The sequence below is a fragment of the Synechococcus sp. A18-25c genome (assembly GCF_014280035.1).
Taxonomy (GTDB): Bacteria; Cyanobacteriota; Cyanobacteriia; order PCC-6307; family Cyanobiaceae; genus Synechococcus_C.
Map to the genome: position 1 here is coordinate 1974167 of NZ_CP047957.1, position 18882 is coordinate 1993048.

The window sequence follows — 18882 nt, forward strand, 5'->3', positions numbered from 1 at the left end:
CTTGTTGAGTCAACGGCCAGACCATGCCGACTTCCCTTCTCCGCGTTGGCGTGGTGTTCGGAGGGGCATCCGGTGAACATGACGTGTCGATCCGATCGGCAACAACCGTGATCCGGGGCCTGTCCGACCCGATCCATCAAGAGCGGTTCCAGGTGATCCCCATCTACATCGACCGCGAGGGTCGTTGGTGGCCTGAATCCGTGGCCCAACAGGTGCTGGACCAAGGGCGAGCGCTTGCGGCCGAGGAACTCCCCGAACCACTTCCCGCTCCTGGGCTGCGCCAGATTCCTGTGGATGCCAACAGCATCGACGTCTGGTATCCGGTGTTGCATGGGCCCAACGGTGAAGACGGCACGGTGCAGGGCCTCTTCACCCTGATGCAACAGCCGTTTGTCGGATCCGGCGTTCTGGGTTCCGCCGTTGGCATGGACAAACTGGCGATGAAAGCCGCCTTTGCCGCGGCTGGAATTCCCCAGGTTCCTTACCTGGGACTGAATGCTTCCGAATTGCAGGATCCCGAGCTTTTAGAGCGGCTACTGAACCGCCTGGAGAACGACCTGGGCTACCCCTGCTTCGTAAAGCCCGCCAATCTCGGTTCATCCGTCGGCATCAGCAAAGTGCGCAACCGCGATGAACTGCTGGAAGGCCTGCATCAGGCTGCAAGGCTCGATCCCCGTGTGGTGGTCGAGCAAGGCGTGAATGCACGGGAGCTTGAATGTGCCGTGCTTGGCCGCAGCACGCTCAAATCATCGGTGGTGGGTGAAGTGCGCTTCGACTCCGACTGGTACGACTACGAGACGAAATACACCGAAGGGCTCAGCCACACGCTGATCCCAGCGCCACTGCCAGCCTCGGTGACGCAACACATTCAGGCCATGGCCATCCGTGCCTGCCGGGCGGTCCATGCCTACGGCCAAGCCCGGGTTGATGTGTTCTACGACGAAGAGGAGGGCCACATCTGGCTCAATGAGATCAACACCCTTCCTGGGTTCACCTCTCAGAGCATGTACCCCACGTTGTGGGAAGCCTCTGGCATTGGTTTGCCACAGCTGGTGGCGGAGCTGGTGGAGTCAGCGCGAGAATGAGCCGACCGCCGCTGGTGCCGCCGCAATGATGCATGGCTTGCTCTGGATCCCGCTGCTGCTGGCGTTCGTGATGCTGGCCGCTCTGGGCTGGCTGGAACGTCGGCGCCAGAACCTCTTCCGGGTGTGGAGCGACTCCGCAGAACTGGCCAAGCTCGACGGCTGTGGCGCCGCCAAACTCAAGGATGGGGAATTGTGCTGGAGCAGTTTCCACGCAGGCAGTTTCAAAGAGGAAGGGCGCTTCGTCATCAACAGCTTGGAGGTGGTGGAGCTGATGTCGCTCGCCTCCGGCGAAGCCCCACTGGCGGATGAATCCCAAGGGCAATGCCGACTGCGCTTGATCGGCGAAAACCAGCAGATGGATGTTCCTTTCTCCGATGCGGACCGGGCTCGAGGCTGGATGAATCAATTAATGATGAAGGCTCGCTGCGATCTGTGATGGCGCGAACCAAGCCAGGAACGCGTGAGCCCCGAAGCACAGGTCCTATGCCTCCTGGCGTGGAGCGTCGCCGCCGGCTTCGCCAGGAACGACGACGCGACCGGCTGATTCAGATCTGGAGGATCACGGTGTTCAGTGGCAGCGCTGCGGCACTGGCATGGCTATTGGTTGGTGCCGGCTGGAGTTTGCGATCACCGAAGCAGATCTCCGTTCAGGGGAGCGCCCGCTTGGGCACTGATGCGGTCGTCCAGGCCGCCGGTTTGCGCTTCCCACGCCCACTGATCACGCTCGAACCCGCACGGTTGGAACAGCGGCTGATGGCGGAACTCCCCGTTCAATCGGTCTCCGTGCAACGTCGCCTGCTGCCTCCGGGCCTTGACATTGCCCTTGAAGACCGGCGCCCGATTGCCGCCGCCAGCCGAACCGGCGCTCGCGGCAGGGAGCAAGGCATGGTGGATCGAGAGGGCAACTGGATGCCGCTCACGGTGGCGCGCCAGGGGGAAGCGCCTGCCACGGCGGTTCGCGTCGAGGGTTGGATTCCGAGTCGACGCGCTGTCATCGCGTCTGTGCTGGAGCGTCAAGATCAGCTGGGCAGTCCCCTGCTGTTGATCCAGATCGCCCCCGATGGGGACATCAGCCTGCGCACCAAAGCGCTGGGCCTGATCAAGCTCGGTTCCAATCAACAGCTGCTGGACCGGCAGCTGAATACCATCGCTCTGCTGTCCAGCAGCCTGCCGGACAACCTGCGCGGTCAGACCAGTAATGCCATTGATCTTTCGGATCCCTCGAAGCCGGAACTGCAACTGAAACCGGAACCCAAGGCAGCAGAGGAAGCGAAAACGAGCAAACCCTGACCCCCGGTTGCAGATTTCAGAATCAGCAACGAGTGTGTTTTGAACTCGGCGATTGTCATCCGCAGGGACATAATGCACACGCACCTGAATGGTTCAAAGCCGACGATGGAGATGGTGAGCGGTCAGATGTCCTCTTCTCCTGAATCAGCGGGGATCAGTCCCAGCCAGTCAGCCCGAATCGAGGTGATCGGTGTTGGCGGTGGTGGCAGCAATGCCGTGAACCGAATGATCCAGAGCGACCTGGAGGGCGTGGCCTACCGGGTGCTCAACACGGATGCTCAGGCTCTGTTGCAGTCATCAGCGCAGAACCGCGTCCAGCTCGGCCAGACCTTGACCCGCGGCCTGGGTGCCGGCGGCAATCCCAGCATCGGTCAGAAAGCTGCGGAAGAGTCCCGTGCTGATCTTCAACAGGCGCTCCAGGGCGCAGACCTGGTGTTTATCGCAGCCGGCATGGGTGGCGGCACCGGCACCGGAGCAGCACCAGTGGTGGCCGAAGTCGCCAAGGAAAGCGGTGCGCTCACCGTCGGCATCGTCACAAAGCCCTTTGGATTCGAAGGACGCCGGCGCATGCGTCAGGCCGATGAAGGCATTGCCCGACTGGCCGAGCACGTGGACACGCTGATCGTGATCCCCAACGATCGACTCCGCGATGCCATCGGCAGCGCCCCTCTGCAGGAAGCCTTCCGCAGCGCGGACGATGTCCTGCGGATGGGTGTGAAAGGCATCACCGACATCATCACCTGCCCTGGCCTGGTGAATGTTGACTTCGCCGATGTGCGCTCGGTGATGACCGAAGCCGGCACAGCCCTTCTCGGCATCGGTGTGGGATCAGGCCGCTCCCGTGCCATCGAAGCGGCTCAGACCGCAATCAACAGTCCCTTGCTGGAGGCAGCCCGCATCGATGGCGCCAAGGGATGTGTGATCAACATCAGTGGCGGCCGAGACATGACCCTCGAGGACATGACCACCGCCTCGGAAGTGATCTACGACGTGGTCGATCCTGAAGCCAACATCATTGTTGGCGCGGTGGTGGATGAGAGCCTCGAAGGTGAGATTCACGTAACGGTGATCGCCACCGGGTTCGAGAACGGTCAGCCCTATCGCACAGATCGCAGCGTTGCCCGTTCAGCGGCATCGTCGTTCGCCGCAGCCGATTCGCAAGATTCCGGCGCTCGCATTCCCGAATTTCTGCGGCAGCGTCAGCAAAGGAATGACGCCGATCCGATCAAGTGATCGCGACCCAAATCAAACGAATCAGGCTCTGAACCCACCACGCGTGGGGTCCAGAGTTTGAATGTGGTGACCCGGAGTCCAGGCCTGTCCTGAGCATCCCGTGTGGCTGCTGCCTTCCGGTTCTGACCAGGTTTGGGCGTCCGAACCGCATGGGTCCGAGTCGCTTGCAATGCTAGCAATGGACGTCCGCTGGTTCGAACACTCGGTTGCGCGCCTCCGACCTGATCCGGTTCAAGCAGACCGGGCAAACGATCACCATTCTCACGGCCTGGGATGCCCTGAGCTCATCCCTTGTGGAGGCGGCCGGCGCTGATGTGGTGTTGGTGGGCGACTCCCTCGCCATGGTCAGCCTTGGTCACAGCACCACACTGCCGGTCACGCTCGAGCAGATGCTGCTACACACGCAGGCGGTCTGCCGGGGCTTTCGGAAAGCACTGGCGGATCAACCGCTCGTGATCACCGATCTGCCGTTCCTGAGCTATCAGTGCGGTCTTGATCGCGCTGTTGCTGCTGCAGGCAGCCTGCTGAAGCAGTCCGACGCTGCCGGTGTGAAGGTGGAAGGTGCCGAACCGGAGACTGTGGCCGTCATCGAACGGTTGGTCCGCACCGGTATCCCCGTGATGGGCCATCTGGGCCTCACACCTCAGGCCGTTCACCGTTTGGGTTACAGGCGACAAGCCCAGGATCCCCGCAGCCAAGACCGCCTCCTCCAGCAAGCCATGGAACTGGAATCAGCCGGGTGCTTCGCCTTGGTGCTGGAACACGTTCCAACGGAGCTTGCCGGCCGCGTCAGGCGTCAACTGAGCATCCCCGTGATCGGCATTGGCGCGGGGCCGGATTGTGATGGCCAGGTCTGCGTGACAGCAGATCTTCTTGGTCTCACAGCCTCACAACCCCCCTTCAGCCAGGCACGAATGGATGGTCGTGGCCTTGGCATCAACGCCCTGCGGAGCTGGCTGGAGGAACAGCGTCAACAGACACCTCCTCCCACCACGCCACCAGCTCCACCAGCACCGCATTGCTGACGGCCATGCCCAAAGGATCGGTCAGACGCCACCTCGATCCATGGCATTGCATCAAGCCGGCCTGCCGAAATGGCTCCCATCGCTGCTCCAGTGAGGGCAACCAACGACGACAGTCCGCTGCGCTCCAACCGCAGCAGCTTGCCTGGCGGATGAGATCGACACCTTCATGCCGCCTCAGGCCCACCAGCAAACGATCCTCCAGAGACAGCGGTGAGGCCGTGGCCTGCACCAATGAGCGATCCGGGCCTTGAAGGCGCTGCTCTTGCAGCCAGTCCCCATAGGCCTCACGCGTACGAGGACGGGCCAAGCGTTCTCCCCAAGGAGCACTGGTGGCCCCCAGCCCAAAAGCCCACCAACCGGCGCCGCTCCAATACACCCGGTTGTGACGGGAGGCGTGACCAGGCAAAGCAAAATTGGAAATTTCGTAGCGGCAATAGCCAGCCCGTGACAGCCGCTCGCTGGTGGCAGCAATGCGATCCGCCGCACCATCCTCATCGGGCATCTGCAGATCGCCGCGCTGTTCCAGACGGGAAAACACCGTGCCGGGCTCCAAGCTGAGGTCGTAAATCGAAAGATGTGGAGCCTTCGACGCCAGTGCCTGGTCCAACTGATCCGCCCAAGCAACATCGGTCTGATCAGGCAGGTTGCGGATCAGATCAAGACTCCAGCTAACGAGACAACCCTGAACCACCGCTGCTTGCAACCAACCGCAAGCCTCCAGCAGATCCGCACGGCGATGGCGACGCCCCAAAGAGGCGAGGACCTCATCGTCAAAGCTCTGTCCACCCAGGCTCACCCGATTGACCCCCTGCTGGGCGAGAGCGTTGAGATCCAGCCGTTCAAAACTGGCGGGGTCCATTTCCAGACTGATCTCCGCTCCCTTTTGCAGCCCAAAGCGCTGACGCAGGGCTTGGAGCACCTGACCCACCTGGTCGGGTGTGAGCAGCGATGGTGTACCGCCCCCGATGTACACCGTGGCCAGGGGTGGTCCTGCAGGCGATAGATCGATCTCCTCAAGCAACTGGTCGAGGTACAGCGCGATCGAACGGCTGCCGGGCCCTCCAGCAGCGTCGGCCTGATCACCCAGCGGAACCACGGCGAAGTCGCAGTAAAAGCAGCGCCGATGGCAGAAGGGGATGTGGATGTAGGCGCTTCGAGGCGCGGGTGCGGTCATCATCCCGAGCCAATAGAGAGAAGATGGTGCATGCTGCCTGCAAGTCGACTGAGCAGCGAGAACCGACGGCCATGGTTGAAGCGCTCATCATCATTTTGTTTCTGATTTCCGGTGCAGCCACCGGATGGATGGGCGTGCACCTGCTCCCGCAGGAACTTTTGGATGACGTCAATCCTCAAGAGGTGCGTTTGGGCTTGAGCGCTGCCGGCGCCGTGGTGGGTCTAATCGCGGGTCGGGTGTTCCGCGGACTGCGCCAGCAACTGATGAATCAGGTGCGGACCATGCCCACCGATTTGCTCGTCAGCAGGGCCGTGGGTTTGATTCTCGGCCTACTTGTCGCCAATCTGCTGCTGGCGCCCATCCTGCTGCTGCCCCTCGCCGGCGCCAGTTCTCTGGTCAAACCGCTCGCCGCCATTCTGAGCAATGTGTTTTTCGGCGTGCTGGGTTACAACCTCGCTGAGGTGCATGGCCGCACCTTGCTGCGTCTGTTCAACCCCACCTCAACCGAAGCTCTGCTGGTGGCGGATGGAGTGCTGACGCCTGCCACGGCCAAGATCCTCGACACGAGTGTGATCATCGATGGCCGCATTCGCGGAATGATCGGTTGTGGCCTGCTGGAAGGAAAGGTGATTGTGGCGGAAACGGTCATCGACGAGATGCAACAGCTGGCCGACTCCAACAACCTGGAAAAACGCGGCAAAGGCCGACGCGGACTCAAGCTGCTCAATGAGCTGCGAGAGGCCTACGACAAACGCCTGGTGATCAACACCACCCGTTACGACGGCGCCGGCACCGACGACCGTCTGCTTCAGCTCACAGAAGACACCGGCGGCACCTTGGTCACCGCAGATTTCAACCTGGCCCAGGTGGCTCGCGTCAAAAAGCTCAAGGTGATGAATCTGAGCGAACTGGTTATCGCCCTGAGGCCCGAGGTGCAACCCGGCGATGAGCTGAATCTCAAGATTGTCAGGGAAGGCAAGGAAGACCATCAGGGGGTGGCTTACCTCGAAGACGGCACGATGGTGGTGGTGGAAAACGCCCGCGAGGCCATCGGAGAACGTCGCTCGGTGATCATTACCGGCGCCCTTCAGAACCCCAGTGGCCGCATGGTGTTCGGCCGTCTCGACCAGGAGGGAACACCGGTCAGCTCCGCCAAGGGGACAGCCACGGGAAAAACCGCCCGTAAAACCAAGCGCAATGAACGTCCAACCTCAGGATCCCGCTAGGCTCCATCGACCCAAGGCGGTGCCCTCGGATGACCACATCAGCTCCCTACTACGGCGATTCATCGGTGATGCGGACCCCGCCTCCAGACCTGCCGTCTCTGTTGCTGAAAGAGCGGATTGTGTATCTCGGTCTGCCCTTGTTCTCTGATGACAACACCAAGCGTCAGGTCGGTTTGGATGTCACTGAGCTGATCATTGCTCAGTTGCTGTATCTGGAATTCGACAATCCGGAAAAACCGATTTACTTCTATATCAACTCCACAGGCACCAGCTGGTACACCGGCGATGCCATCGGCTTCGAGACCGAAGCGTTCGCCATCTGCGACACCCTCCGTTACATCAAACCCCCCATTCACACCATCTGCATCGGTCAGGCCATGGGCACCGCTGCAGTGATCCTTTCCGCTGGAACCAAAGGTCAGCGTGCTGCGCTGCCTCACGCCTCCATCGTGTTGCACCAACCGCGCAGTGGTGCCCAGGGCCAAGCCACGGACATTCAGATCCGCGCCAAAGAAGTGCTCCATAACAAGCGGGCCATGCTGGAAATCCTGTCCGCCAACACCGGACGGAGCGTTGAGGAACTCTCGAAAGACTCCGACCGGATGAGCTATCTCACCCCCGAGCAGGCCAAGGACTACGGCCTCATTGATCGCGTGCTCAGCAGCCGCAAAGAGCTGCCGGCTCCGGTGCCTGCCGCCTGATCCGACGCCACCCCTGTTTCAGCTTTTCCCCGACCCACAGCACTCACACCAACAGCCATGCCCATCGGAACCCCCAGCGTGCCCTACCGACTTCCTGGTAGCCAGATGGAGCGCTGGGTTGACATCTACACACGTCTTGGCGTCGAACGCATCCTGTTCCTCGGATCGGAGGTCAACGATGCGATCGCCAACAGCCTCGTGGCCCAGATGCTCTACCTCGATTCAGAGGACAGCAGCAAGCCGATCTATCTCTACATCAATTCCCCCGGGGGTTCGGTGACGGCTGGTCTGGCCATCTACGACACCATGCAGTACGTCAAAAGTGACGTGGTCACCATCTGTGTGGGATTGGCTGCGTCGATGGGTGCCTTCCTGCTCGCTGCAGGCACCAAAGGCAAGCGCTTGGCCCTGCCCCACAGCCGCATCATGATTCACCAACCCCTGGGTGGCACTGCGCAGCGCCAGGCGAGTGACATCGAAATCGAAGCGCGCGAAATTCTGCGGATGAAGGAAATGCTCAACCGTTCGATGGCGGAAATGAGCGGGCAGAGCTTCGACAAGATCGAGAAAGACACTGACCGTGACTACTTTCTCAGCAGCGAGGAAGCCAAAGACTATGGACTGATCGATCGTGTGATCTCCCATCCCAACGAAGCTTGATCGAACAGGCGCTTGCGTAAGCTCGGTCGTTACCCAGCTCCACGTTCATCGCCCGGATGGCTCAGCTTTTCTACGACTCCGACGCCGATCTCTCGCTGCTTAACGGCAAGACGGTTGCCATCGTCGGTTACGGCTCCCAGGGTCATGCCCATGCCTTGAACCTCAAGGACAGCGGCGTGAACGTGGTGGTCGGTCTTTATGACGGCAGCCGCTCTGCGGAGAAAGCCAAAGCCGACGGCTTGGAAGTGCTGAGCGTGGCCGATGCATCCGCCAAGGCCGACTGGATCATGGTGCTCCTGCCCGATGAATTCCAGAAGGACGTCTACGAGACGGAAATCGCTCCCCATCTGAGCGCTGGCAAGGTGCTGAGCTTCGCGCACGGCTTCAACATCCGCTTCGAGCTGATCAAGCCTCCCGCTGATGTGGACGTGGTGATGATCGCCCCCAAGGGCCCTGGCCACACCGTGCGCTGGGAATACCAAAACGGTCAGGGCGTCCCTGCCCTGTTCGCCATCGAGCAGGATGCCTCAGGCCATGCCCGTGGCCTGGCCATGGCCTATGCCAAGGGCATCGGCGGCACTCGCGCCGGCATTCTGGAAACCAACTTCAAGGAAGAGACCGAAACCGATCTCTTCGGTGAGCAGGCCGTGCTCTGCGGTGGTCTCTCCGAGCTGGTGAAGGCCGGTTTCGAGACGCTGGTGGAAGCGGGCTATCAGCCTGAGCTGGCCTATTTCGAGTGTCTGCATGAGGTGAAGCTGATCGTGGATCTGATGGTCAAAGGCGGCCTGAGCTCCATGCGCGATTCCATCTCCAACACCGCTGAATACGGCGACTACGTCAGTGGCCCCCGACTGATCACCGCCGAAACCAAGGCGGAGATGAAGCGGATTCTTGGCGACATCCAAGACGGCACCTTTGCCAAGAACTTCGTGGCCGAATGCGATGCTGGCAAGCCTGAAATGAACAAGATCCGTGAGCGCGACCGCGGTCACAAGATCGAAGAGGTGGGCAAGGGCCTGCGCTCGATGTTCAGCTGGCTGAAGGCCGCCTGAGCCTGAGTCAACCCAGCGAAGCTGGTGCAAGATGCGCCAGCTTCGCAACGACCAAGACCACTCGCGGGGATCAGCACGCGGCAAGGTGATCGATGAGTGATGCTTCGATCAAGTCGACGATGAACGCCAGGTTGCCGGCACCAACGCTGCGGCTCCCCTTCGCTGTGCTGCTGTTTCTGAACGGGGAGATGCCAGCAGTCGACGATGTTGCCCGAGTGGAGTGGATGACACCACTGGGCGGTGAGCGTACGCGCTGGCAGGTGCTCGGCCTGTCGGGGGCCTCGCCACTGGTGTGCGCAGGGTTCATCGCTCTGAGCATCACGAAGGGCCAACGGGCAACACAGGCATGAGCGTGCAAGCGTCAACACTGGCGGCAGCAGGCATTGTTCTTGCGGCGTTGCTGGATCGCGGCATTGGCGATCCAGCCGGCTGGTTGCATCCCGTGGTGGTGATGGGGTGGGGCATCAAACAGATGCGTCTACGGGCCGAGAGTTGGGCGACGGACAGCCCTCTCAAGCTGTCGATCGCCGGTGTCTTGATCACCGTCACGCTGGTGCTGACCAGCGGGTTCTGTGGTTGGCTCTTGGAACAAATTGTGCTGAGACCACTGCTGCTGGGAGAGAGTGACGGCGGCCATGGCTGGATCAACAGCATCGCCAGCGTGTGCTGGGTTCTGGGACTGGCCAGTGCACTGGCCGGAAAAAGCCTGGAAGACGGAGTTCGCGTTGTGCTTTTAGCGCTTCCTGCCGACCCCAGTGAGGAGCCTCTCGAGGCCCGTCAACGCCTGAGCTGGATCGTGGGACGTGACACCACGGAGCTCAACGTGAATGAAATCCTGCGCGCCACAGCGGAAACGGCGAGTGAAAATGCCGTGGATGGTCTATTCGCCCCCATGTTCTGGATGCTCGTGGGGGCTGGCTTCTGGTCAGCAGGACTGATCAACGCGCCGGGGCCGCTCGCTCTGGCCTGGGCGTTCAAAGCAGCCAGCACGTTGGATTCCATGTTGGGGTATCGCAAGGGACGCCTGCGCTGGCTGGGCACCGCGGGTGCACGTCTGGACGATTGCCTCACATGGATCCCCTGCCGACTGGTGATGCTGACGCTGCCGCTGGTGAGTCAGCCCATCGGTCGGTGGGCCTCACTCGTCATGGCTGCAGAACACGAGGGGCAACATGACCCTTCTCCCAATGCAGGGCGCTCCGAAGCGATCTATGCCCACTGCGCAGAAGTGCAACTCGGAGGGCGAAACCGATACGGAGCGCGCTGGGTCGACAAACCATTGCTCGGTGGTAGCTACCAGAGCCCCACTAAAGACAATGTGGAAGCCATCCTCAATCTCACCAGGAGATTGGAAGTGCTTTGGCTGCTGATGGCCGTGGGATGCAATCTCTGGATCTAAGAAGCCGATGTCAGCCCGAGAGATCGGGGGACACCATGCTGATCAGTAAGCACCTCGATCCATTGGGAGGAGCAACACGCCAAACGTGCGCAGGATGATGGCCAGGTCGAGCAAAACTGAACGACCACGGGCATAGGCCAGATCCAAGCGAACACGTTTTGGGTAGCTGAGGTTGTTGCGTCCACTCACCTGCCACAAGCCGGTCAACCCCGGTCGCACTGACAACACCTCATCCATATATTCGCCATAACGCTCGATCTCTTTGGCAACAATCGGGCGGGGGCCAACCACACTCATCTCACCGCGCAAAACATTCAGAAACTGAGGAAGCTCATCCAGGCTGGAGCGCCGTAGGAAACGACCGATTGGGGTTATTCGTGGGTCATCGCGCAGCTTGAAATCACGCTCAAATTCCTCGCGCAGGGAGGGAGATCGCTCGAGCACTTGGGCTAATACAGCGTCTGCATCAGGGCGCATGGTGCGGAACTTGATGCAACCGAAGCGGCGGTAACCCCGTCCGACACGCTTTTGCACGTAAAAAACAGGACCCGGAGAGCTGAGCTTGACCAGACCAACGAGGAGAAGAAAAAGGGGGGAGCCAATCCCGAGAACAGCCAAAGAGAACAACACATCTCCGGCTCGCTTCAGGGAACGACCCAGGCGACTTTGACGGCGCACCAGCGAAACAGCCGGAAGACTCGAAGGAGGCGCCGAGATCAACTGAAGATGACGTCTGGATGCCTGACGCTTCAGCTTGCTACGAGACGTCGGAAGACTATTGCGACGCAAGGAACTCACCAAAAAACAGTCGCTCCCGTCTCACACCAATCAACTGCAACGGCGTCCATCCGTCAGCGGAGGAGGGTCAGAAAGCGCAACGGCACAGGCGAAAAGCCAACCAAGACCAAGATCCAACAAGGTCTCAAAACGCGACCGCATAATCAAGAAGTTTCTCAGGCCGTTGCCGTCAGGCGCCCGGATCACGAAGCTTGGCGCATGGCTACTACCAGCAACTCCCTGAACGGGCTCCTCGACGAATCCCTCGCAGAACCCCCCATCGGAGAAACCGATCATTTCCACTGGCATGCCACTCCTGTAGGGATTGCTGCGCTGTGGCAAGGAGACCACGCTCCACCGACACCACCCTTCAATGAAGCATTGACGGAAGGCCTCAAAGTTGGCCTAGACCTCAGCCGCGAAGAAAGAGAATTTCATCAAGTGACAAAAGGGTTGGTCCTTCTCTTTCATTCCTAATCAACAGCCAACCATTCCTAACAAGCGAACAACAAGACCAAACCTCTCATTTGATCAAAACGAAAACACAAATAAATTAATTGAAAGAAAAGAATCATGAAGGGCATCAATCAAGTTGCCATGGGGTCACAGCAAGCGCTTTGATGAGCACTGAAAGTGACGATGAAACCACACAAACCCAACAACCACCGCAGTCAGCAGAGACAAAGAAATTAGGCTGATCAGTGGCAACAGACAGACGAGTGCACGAAAGACCGCACAACAGTTGAAAACAGAAATTCAAAACGTAAGGCACTGAAAAGAAGCCGATAAATCAATCAAACAGATAACAATCCAAGCAAAAAGGAAAACAAAGGCTGTCAGCTCGAAAAAACAACTCGTGAGATCACAGATAAAATATTAGAAAAAACAAACGTCTCAATGGCAAAGCCAACAATCGCCTAGAGCCAAAGGAATGCCCCCATCGCTGAAGAAGCAAAAGGATCAGGCAAAACGGAAAACAAATGAAAAGGCAAAATAAGTCTTAAGACAAAATCAAACAAAGAAATCACTTCTAAAATAAAAAAAAGAGAAGTGATCATGACCAAATTCGTTAATCTACTTAATGCGAAAACAATTGGAAGTGGGAACAATCAAGCATGGTCGAGACGTGCACTCTCGGAATACCTGAAAAGGATCACTCCTCTGGATCCAGGGTGGAAAGAGTTAGACGATCTGCTGAGAAATAATTTCCAAAACAGTGACTACCTCAATGTGCTTCCACAGCATCTAGAGAAGATTCCAATCAACAGCGGTTGGCTTGATTGGCAGGCTGCGAACGCACAATATGAGCAAGGTCGATACAGCCAAACCAATCAAAGCGGAACCTTTTTTTCTAGCTGGGGTCCCAAATACAATGAGGTCAATATTGATTTATCAATTGCAGGCCACGACAGAATAACAATTGACGGGTTCGGCGAGATCAGAACGCGCGATGAATTTTCAAGAAGCATCTATGACAACGAGTTCTGGTTGTACAACGAACAAACTCCAGGGCCAGTCATCGTTGCAGATCCAGGTGACACCATTCGAGTCAAACTGAAGAATAACTTAGATGTAGAGGCCCAAACAAAACAATGGAATCCCCAAGCTGATCGTACAAATCTCCATTTGCATGGCTCACACGTATCACCCAAGGGAAAGGGTGATAACGTAATGATTGCCGTGGAAAATGGTGATAGCCAAGAGTATATCTACCAAATCCCAGAAAATCATCCAAGCGGTTTGCTCTGGATGCATCCACATCTGCATGGCACAACATCATTATCGTTAGCAGGTGGAGCTGCATTGCCGGTCTTTATCCTGCCGGACGAAAAAGATACCAACAATTTAAAAGACTATGATCCAACAACATCGAATATCCATCTTCTAAGCCTTCAGTCATGGGCTGTTGAACAAGAAATTAATCCCAATGTAGAACCAGGAGAAAACAATTGGGAAAACACGAAACAAATGCCACCAAGGTTGTTCAAGGACAACGGTAAAAGCTTTTATAAGTATGGGTCGGCCCCATTCAATGGAAACAATTATCAGCCGTTGGCATTCTTTACGGATAATGACTATTGGGCACCCGGTGGTGCCACTTATGCAGATTACGTAGCCGCCAAAACAACAGAAAATCTCATCCACACCGTGAATGGGCAATATAATCCCACGATCAATGCAAAAACAAATGAGTGGGTCACCTTTGGTTTCCTGAATTTCTCACTCAATTCAAGCCATGTGATTCAGCTTGTTCATGCCGACGAGGAGGGTAACTTAAGCTTAGAATCTCCCAACCTATTGGGAATCGATTCTGATATTTCGCGTTGGGCATCAGAGTATGACACGTCTGTATCGACTCTCCCAGGACTAGCGCCAGGTGGAAGGATAACAATCCAGCATTCATTTGATAAGCCAGGAAGTTATTATTTTATTAGTAATGCAAGCAAAGAGGTTCTCGGAGATTTAGCTCCAAACGAAACAAATAGACCAAAGAATTCAAGCGAAACATATCTTGGATACAACGACGGATTTCAGATCACGCCATCCCAGGTGTTGGCAACAGTGGATGTCTCGAGTGCAGCCGTCGAAGAATCAAAACAACCGAAAGCCTGGGACTATCTCGATGAACAGAGAGATCACGCACTAGGCCTCAAAGAAGAAGCAGCATCAAAAGGCGTGAATCGAACACGAGAATTTGTTTGGAACACAAACGCGCTCGAAATCGAAACTGAAAAAGAACGCAAAACGATGATAGGTCCGGATGGCGAAACTTACATTGATCCTGGATACAATGATCCAGAAGACTGGGAAGGTGTATGGACAATTAATCAACAATATTGGACGCACAAAGCGACACAAAGTCCAACCATTACCATTGCAATGTTGGACACATTGGAGAGATGGTCACTGGTCAACAGTTCGAAATCCTCCAAGCGGGATACATACCCCAAAGAGAACCCCAGAACCGAAATCCAAATAGGGCAATCACATCCATTTCACCTCCACCAAAATGAATTCATTGTCGAATCGATCAACGGCTTAAAGGTAGGGGCAACGCCCAATCAAAATGAGGTTGGAGATGCCTACGTCGGTGACTCACTGGTCGATGTCTATCAAATGGGGCCAGCCTATGCAAAAGGAAGTACAACACCAGACAACCCATTTGGAACACCAATGATACTGGACGAGGACGGAAATTATATCGACGGCAATGGAACAAATTGGGGAAATAAAGTGGAGGGCTACTTAACGAATTCAAAAACAGACATCTTAATTCGCTTCGAAGATTTTACAGGCTTATTTGTCGATCACTGTCATTTATTATTCCATGAGGATGGGGGCATGATGGTGCCAGTATTGACCATCCTCAATACCAACGACAGCTGGATTACGAGTGGTTCAGCAAATAATAATAGCATTCAAATATCGCTTGGTTCAAATAGGGAAAATATAGTCAACTTTCAACCATTTAGCGAAACACAATCAACAGGTGTGAATGTCGCTAATGGTGATATCAATGCCTTGAACTTTGTGCCTGGACCAAAGGCAAAAACAGTTCACGTCAGCGATAATATCGAAGATATTGCTGTGATTGAAGCCACATCGTCTACGACAGGAGAATTCAAATTAAATGTCTTCGACGGTCAGAGTGCAAAAGATTTCTATGCAGCCAAGCTGTTGAACAATAACGTCAACGTTGATTCGATTCAAAAGCTCAAAGAATTGAAAATCATTGCAAAGAATCCTCGCAACGGACAAAATCTTAAATCCTCAATTGCAGTAGGCGATATCAACGGAGATGGTTATGACGAAATCGTTGTTGGCATCTCAGGCAATGGATACGAGCCAGAAATACGTGTTTATAGTGGCGAAACCTTTAAAGAACTATATTGCCTGACACCGTTCGATGGTGCAATTAGTAATGGTATTGACATAGAAATTGGAGATCTCAACGGAGACAACTATGGGGATATTATTGTCAGCCAATTAGAGGGTGGTCAAGGACTAGTCGATGGTTTCGACGGCAAGAAATTAACAGACAACAACGCAACTGGCATCAGTCCAAAGATGTTATCTGAAATGAGCAAACTCTGGAAAGAGTCATTTAATCCACATGGGAAAACAAAGAATGGAATACGCATAGCGGTTGGCTATTCACTCCCGGACGAACAACCAACAGCTTCTGACTATAAGTTCACGGCAAATATGCACAATCAAACTTTTTTGGCAAATTTAACCACATTAGAAGTCAAATCCGATGCGAAAACAACTTTTAAAAATTGGCTATATGACTCAAAAGAAGGTGCGCATGCTGGTCATGGTGTCGAGGACAAACAATCAGCGCACAACATGATGAATGATCAGATCACAGACTATTTTGAAAGTCAACAACCCCGCGAAATAATCAGTAATGGTATATTCGACCTCGGTGGAAGTTATAATAATCTTGAATTTCATTATTTCGATATTAACTCGAGTCAAAGAGGGGAGGGTGGCCTTCTGTTGACGCAAGCAAATGGAGGTCATGCACTGCTCCATCTCAAAACTGCAGAGATGAATAGTTCGGACGATTTTGATTTCGATGCCTTTACCTGGTCAGGCAAAGTTGTGGATTTTTAACTTCAGTACTCGCTGGGGAACTAAAAAGGTTCGTCTGCTGAATGCACTAAATAGAAAACCCATTGTCAATCACACAAAAAGTGGCCTCCATGCCGAGGGTTTTCATTTCTGATTTCATCTTTAAAGTGTCATCGTCGTTGGCAACGATGACAAGATTTTCAAGCTCTAACATTGAGAAAAATTCATCTAAAAGATCTTTTACTGTTTCCAGATGAGCATGAAAGGCGTCAAAGTTGATATAACTTTCTCTCAAAAATAAATGTGAATCATTATAAGCTGCAGTAAACAGAAGTGTCCCAGTTTCATGATGACCGCGATTAATAATTTCATCAGTGAGTTGCTTGACCGATGACATCATCCCTTCCTTAACGCGGAAAAGTGGGTAGACGCTGATAAAGGTATCGGCTCGTTTCATGAATCAAAATCAATTCAATCACACTGTAGACACAACAGGTCCAGGAGAACATTCATGAGGATTTCAAAACTCCACAAAAATTTGTTTAGCGATATGAACGAAAAAATTCATCGGATGGCAACCGAGAAGCAAGAGCCGGTTATTCTAATCAGCAATCTGCCAGCCTTCATAGAAACACACCCATGAAGGCATTGATCGATTTAAATGAAAATAGTTTACCGATAAAATCCTTGAAAAGAAGTCATTTTTACTGGAGATAGTGCGCTGAGTGCGCTCGACAACTCATCACTTGGAAACCCGTAAGCAACAACCTTAACGGGGGTCAACAGTCCCATGAAATCCGATCCGAACATATCGCCGAAGGCCTTCATATGGAGAAGAGCCTGAGCGGAGTTGGAGTAACGCTCGTAGACATGAACTTCGTCGTGGGCAGCACTAGCACTGAATTCAAAATTAGTGGTGTCAGGCTCATTCGACTGAAAATACTCAGTCATTTTTGCGGCAAGTGCTGTAATTTCTGAGAATGAATCAGGATTGCAAGAGCAGGTGATCGTCCAAGACACCCAAGTATTGGAATCAGAAGAGATGAGAGTCATTTGAAAGAAGAATTTAGGTGATGAAATTGAAAAAACTAGTGACCGGCCCTGATTAGATCAACAAGTCTTTCAGCGATGGCATAGCAAGTGAGCATTGGATTGCGAGAAACATGGTCTGGAATGATGGAGCAATCAACAACTCGCAAAGAGGTGCATTCGTGCACTTTTAAGTATTGATCAACGACAGCATGATTATCCGTAGCAGGCCCCATTTTGCATGTGCCAACGGCATGCCATATTGTGGCAGATCGATCAGTAATGTATTGCTCAATAAACTTGGTATCATTAACCATATCATCGGTTAAAACGGCTATTCCATCAGAAATATCCTTGAGTGCACCTGTGGTGAGTAACTCATAGCCGCGTCGCACACCGTCAACCATCTTGCGCATATCTTCTGCATGTGAATTCAAGCGATGGTCAATGCGGGGTTGCTGATTGGGATCAGACGATTGCAATGTGACACGACCACGCGACTCAGGACGATTAATCACAATTCCTGTGCCAAACATCAGGCCACGCGTTGGATCAGCACCAGGAAAGCGTTCGGCACCCAATTTGCCAAGACAATAGATTTGCATGTCATTGATATGGCTGCTGCCGGGAGCCGTGTAATGAATCACCATTTGAACATCGTCATCAGTCTCATTCACGATCCCAGGCTTTGGATACGAAGCAACAACGGCAAGCGAGTGATCAATCAGATTGCTACCAACCCCTTGGAGATTATTAACACAGTCAATCTTCAGCCGATCCAGATCATCAACAGGACCGACACCTGAGCGAAGGAGAATGGAAGGAGAATTAATCGTACCAGCACTCAAGATCACTTCACCGCCAAAAATACTTTCCACCGAATTATCTGCATGAATCACTTCAACGCCGATTGCTTGCTTACCAGAGAAAAGAACCTTATTGACCATCGTTCGATCCTTGATCGTCAGATTCGGTCGTGATTGAGCATCCAAAAGATAAGCAATCGAGCTCGACACACGCAGTGAACCATCACCAGCTCGATTCATGGGAATAGGGCCTACACCGTCATAACCATTTGGATGATTATGATCTGGCACCCAAGCATATCCGTCAGCCATCGCAGACTCTTTAAATGAAGCGACGACAGGAGAATATTGATCTGGCTTAAAGCGCTGGATGGGAATCTTACCGGAACTCCCGTGATAAGAAGCATATCCAAAATCAATATCATTTTCGATTCGTTTATACATGGGTAGGATATCTTCCCAGTCCCAACCAGTGTTACCAGCTGCGGCCCAAGCCCTGAAATCTTGCGGGAGGCCCCGGAGAGAAATCACACCATTAACAGCAGAGCAGCCACCACTGACTTTCCCTCGCGCATAGGGAAAGTCGCGTCCGGGAGTAACCTGAGTGATGTAGTGCCAATCATGGGCGTCAACAGACACTGCCCGAGAATCCAAAAGGTCGCGAGGAGTGTCTTCAATGGAGGTGAAATGGGGGCCGGCCTCCAGAAGCAATACCTTGATATTCTCATCTTCTGTTAACCGAGAGGCAATAACAGCCCCAGCGGTTCCAGCACCAACAATTATATAGTCGAACGTCTTCATGAAAAAAGAAAGCTCTATATTTACACTTTAGTCAAGTCCATATAGG

At 54.4% G+C, this 18882-nt stretch carries 19 protein-coding genes and 1 other RNA gene; 13 read left to right on the forward strand and 7 right to left on the reverse strand.

Features of this window, described 5'->3' with window-relative positions; all coding sequences use genetic code 11:
• Window positions 1–23: 23 nt before the first annotated feature.
• The 4 genes from SynA1825c_RS10915 to ftsZ all read left to right on the forward strand — a co-directional run bounded on the left by SynA1825c_RS10915 (window position 24) and on the right by ftsZ (window position 3608).
• Window positions 24–1085 carry a D-alanine--D-alanine ligase family protein gene (locus SynA1825c_RS10915; protein WP_186469313.1) on the forward strand — a complete coding sequence of 354 codons (1062 nt, stop codon included), beginning with the start codon at window positions 24–26 and terminating at the stop codon, window positions 1083–1085.
• A 25-nt stretch (window positions 1086–1110) separates the two neighbouring features.
• Window positions 1111–1521, forward strand: coding sequence for a hypothetical protein (locus tag SynA1825c_RS10920; protein ID WP_186469314.1), 411 nt, complete (start codon window positions 1111–1113; stop codon window positions 1519–1521).
• Window positions 1521–2375 (forward strand): cell division protein FtsQ/DivIB, encoded by an 855-nt coding sequence (locus SynA1825c_RS10925; protein ID WP_186469315.1) that lies wholly within the window; start codon window positions 1521–1523, stop codon window positions 2373–2375. The genes SynA1825c_RS10920 and SynA1825c_RS10925 overlap by 1 nt, the downstream gene beginning before the upstream one ends.
• Window positions 2376–2447: 72 nt before the next feature.
• Window positions 2448–3608, forward strand: coding sequence for a cell division protein FtsZ (ftsZ, locus tag SynA1825c_RS10930; protein ID WP_186469316.1), 1161 nt, complete (start codon window positions 2448–2450; stop codon window positions 3606–3608).
• Window positions 3609–3673: 65 nt separating this feature from the next.
• Here the strand turns inward: ftsZ and ffs are convergent.
• An RNA gene (gene ffs / locus SynA1825c_RS10935) (signal recognition particle sRNA small type) lies at window positions 3674–3770 on the reverse strand.
• Window positions 3771–3814: 44 nt separating this feature from the next.
• On the opposite strand from ffs, the gene panB reads away from it, so the two are divergent.
• On the forward strand, window positions 3815–4633 hold the full coding sequence (gene panB, locus SynA1825c_RS10940; protein WP_186469317.1) for a 3-methyl-2-oxobutanoate hydroxymethyltransferase: 819 nt from the start codon (window positions 3815–3817) through the stop codon (window positions 4631–4633).
• Here panB and SynA1825c_RS10945 read toward each other — a convergent pair.
• Entirely contained in the window at window positions 4545–5807 is a 1263-nt protein-coding gene (locus SynA1825c_RS10945; RefSeq protein ID WP_186469318.1) for a coproporphyrinogen-III oxidase family protein, read from the reverse strand. The genes panB and SynA1825c_RS10945 overlap by 89 nt on opposite strands.
• Before the next feature lie 71 nt (window positions 5808–5878).
• Here SynA1825c_RS10945 and SynA1825c_RS10950 point away from each other — a divergent pair, with 71 nt between their 5' ends.
• The 6 genes from SynA1825c_RS10950 (at window position 5879) to cbiB (ending at window position 10845) form a co-directional block, all read left to right on the forward strand.
• The gene (locus SynA1825c_RS10950; RefSeq protein WP_186469319.1) at window positions 5879–7033 is read left to right on the forward strand and encodes a PIN/TRAM domain-containing protein; all 1155 of its coding nucleotides are present in this window, start codon (window positions 5879–5881) and stop codon (window positions 7031–7033) included.
• 29 nt (window positions 7034–7062) lie between these two features.
• Complete coding sequence (locus tag SynA1825c_RS10955; RefSeq protein ID WP_186469320.1) at window positions 7063–7734, forward strand: ATP-dependent Clp protease proteolytic subunit; 672 nt, start codon at window positions 7063–7065, stop codon at window positions 7732–7734.
• A gap of 57 nt (window positions 7735–7791) precedes the next feature.
• Entirely contained in the window at window positions 7792–8394 is a 603-nt protein-coding gene (locus SynA1825c_RS10960; RefSeq protein WP_186469321.1) for an ATP-dependent Clp protease proteolytic subunit, read from the forward strand.
• 56 nt (window positions 8395–8450) lie between these two features.
• Entirely contained in the window at window positions 8451–9446 is a 996-nt protein-coding gene (gene ilvC / locus SynA1825c_RS10965; protein WP_186469322.1) for a ketol-acid reductoisomerase, read from the forward strand.
• A 92-nt stretch (window positions 9447–9538) separates the two neighbouring features.
• Entirely contained in the window at window positions 9539–9796 is a 258-nt protein-coding gene (locus SynA1825c_RS10970) for a hypothetical protein (protein ID WP_186469323.1), read from the forward strand.
• A complete protein-coding gene (cbiB, locus tag SynA1825c_RS10975; protein WP_186469324.1) occupies window positions 9793–10845 on the forward strand; it encodes an adenosylcobinamide-phosphate synthase CbiB in 1053 nt (350 codons plus the stop codon). Before SynA1825c_RS10970 ends, cbiB begins: the two co-directional genes overlap by 4 nt.
• Window positions 10846–10887: 42 nt before the next feature.
• On the opposite strand, the gene SynA1825c_RS10980 is transcribed toward cbiB, so the two are convergent.
• Both SynA1825c_RS10980 and SynA1825c_RS10985 read right to left on the reverse strand, forming a co-directional pair.
• Window positions 10888–11634 carry a sugar transferase gene (locus SynA1825c_RS10980; RefSeq protein ID WP_370593748.1) on the reverse strand — a complete coding sequence of 249 codons (747 nt, stop codon included), beginning with the start codon at window positions 11632–11634 and terminating at the stop codon, window positions 10888–10890.
• A gap of 39 nt (window positions 11635–11673) precedes the next feature.
• The gene (locus tag SynA1825c_RS10985; RefSeq protein WP_186469326.1) at window positions 11674–11973 is read right to left on the reverse strand and encodes a hypothetical protein; all 300 of its coding nucleotides are present in this window, start codon (window positions 11971–11973) and stop codon (window positions 11674–11676) included.
• Between SynA1825c_RS10985 and SynA1825c_RS13710 the strand changes: the two genes are divergently transcribed.
• Complete coding sequence (locus SynA1825c_RS13710; RefSeq protein ID WP_255478495.1) at window positions 11902–12099, forward strand: hypothetical protein; 198 nt, start codon at window positions 11902–11904, stop codon at window positions 12097–12099. The two genes, SynA1825c_RS10985 and SynA1825c_RS13710, sit on opposite strands and share 72 nt — an antisense overlap.
• Window positions 12100–12678: 579 nt before the next feature.
• A complete protein-coding gene (locus SynA1825c_RS10990; protein ID WP_186469327.1) occupies window positions 12679–16242 on the forward strand; it encodes a multicopper oxidase domain-containing protein in 3564 nt (1187 codons plus the stop codon).
• A 46-nt stretch (window positions 16243–16288) separates the two neighbouring features.
• On the opposite strand, the gene SynA1825c_RS10995 is transcribed toward SynA1825c_RS10990, so the two are convergent.
• The 3 genes from SynA1825c_RS10995 to SynA1825c_RS11005 all read right to left on the reverse strand — a co-directional run bounded on the left by SynA1825c_RS10995 (window position 16289) and on the right by SynA1825c_RS11005 (window position 18836).
• The gene (locus SynA1825c_RS10995) at window positions 16289–16657 is read right to left on the reverse strand and encodes a putative quinol monooxygenase (protein WP_186469328.1); all 369 of its coding nucleotides are present in this window, start codon (window positions 16655–16657) and stop codon (window positions 16289–16291) included.
• Window positions 16658–16872: 215 nt separating this feature from the next.
• Window positions 16873–17220, reverse strand: a complete 348-nt coding sequence (locus SynA1825c_RS11000) for a hypothetical protein (RefSeq protein ID WP_186469329.1) — start codon at window positions 17218–17220, stop codon at window positions 16873–16875.
• A 68-nt stretch (window positions 17221–17288) separates the two neighbouring features.
• A complete protein-coding gene (locus SynA1825c_RS11005) occupies window positions 17289–18836 on the reverse strand; it encodes a GMC family oxidoreductase (protein ID WP_186469330.1) in 1548 nt (515 codons plus the stop codon).
• Window positions 18837–18882 lie beyond the last annotated feature (46 nt).

Excerpts from the sequence above, each read along its gene's own strand:
- SynA1825c_RS10915 (WP_186469313.1), top strand. The coding sequence starts at position 24 with ATGCCGACTTCCCTTCTCCGCGTTGGCGTGGTGTTCGGAGGGGCATCC.
- SynA1825c_RS10920 (WP_186469314.1), top strand. The coding sequence starts at position 1,111 with ATGATGCATGGCTTGCTCTGGATCCCGCTGCTGCTGGCGTTCGTGATG.
- SynA1825c_RS10925 (WP_186469315.1), top strand. The coding sequence starts at position 1,521 with ATGGCGCGAACCAAGCCAGGAACGCGTGAGCCCCGAAGCACAGGTCCT.
- ftsZ (WP_186469316.1), top strand. The coding sequence starts at position 2,448 with ATGCACACGCACCTGAATGGTTCAAAGCCGACGATGGAGATGGTGAGC.
- SynA1825c_RS10945 (WP_186469318.1), bottom strand. The coding sequence starts at position 5,807 with ATGACCGCACCCGCGCCTCGAAGCGCCTACATCCACATCCCCTTCTGC.
- SynA1825c_RS10950 (WP_186469319.1), top strand. The coding sequence starts at position 5,879 with ATGGTTGAAGCGCTCATCATCATTTTGTTTCTGATTTCCGGTGCAGCC.
- SynA1825c_RS10955 (WP_186469320.1), top strand. The coding sequence starts at position 7,063 with ATGACCACATCAGCTCCCTACTACGGCGATTCATCGGTGATGCGGACC.
- SynA1825c_RS10960 (WP_186469321.1), top strand. The coding sequence starts at position 7,792 with ATGCCCATCGGAACCCCCAGCGTGCCCTACCGACTTCCTGGTAGCCAG.
- ilvC (WP_186469322.1), top strand. The coding sequence starts at position 8,451 with ATGGCTCAGCTTTTCTACGACTCCGACGCCGATCTCTCGCTGCTTAAC.
- SynA1825c_RS10970 (WP_186469323.1), top strand. The coding sequence starts at position 9,539 with ATGAGTGATGCTTCGATCAAGTCGACGATGAACGCCAGGTTGCCGGCA.
- cbiB (WP_186469324.1), top strand. The coding sequence starts at position 9,793 with ATGAGCGTGCAAGCGTCAACACTGGCGGCAGCAGGCATTGTTCTTGCG.
- SynA1825c_RS10990 (WP_186469327.1), top strand. The coding sequence starts at position 12,679 with ATGACCAAATTCGTTAATCTACTTAATGCGAAAACAATTGGAAGTGGG.
- SynA1825c_RS10995 (WP_186469328.1), bottom strand. The coding sequence starts at position 16,657 with ATGAAACGAGCCGATACCTTTATCAGCGTCTACCCACTTTTCCGCGTT.
- SynA1825c_RS11005 (WP_186469330.1), bottom strand. The coding sequence starts at position 18,836 with ATGAAGACGTTCGACTATATAATTGTTGGTGCTGGAACCGCTGGGGCT.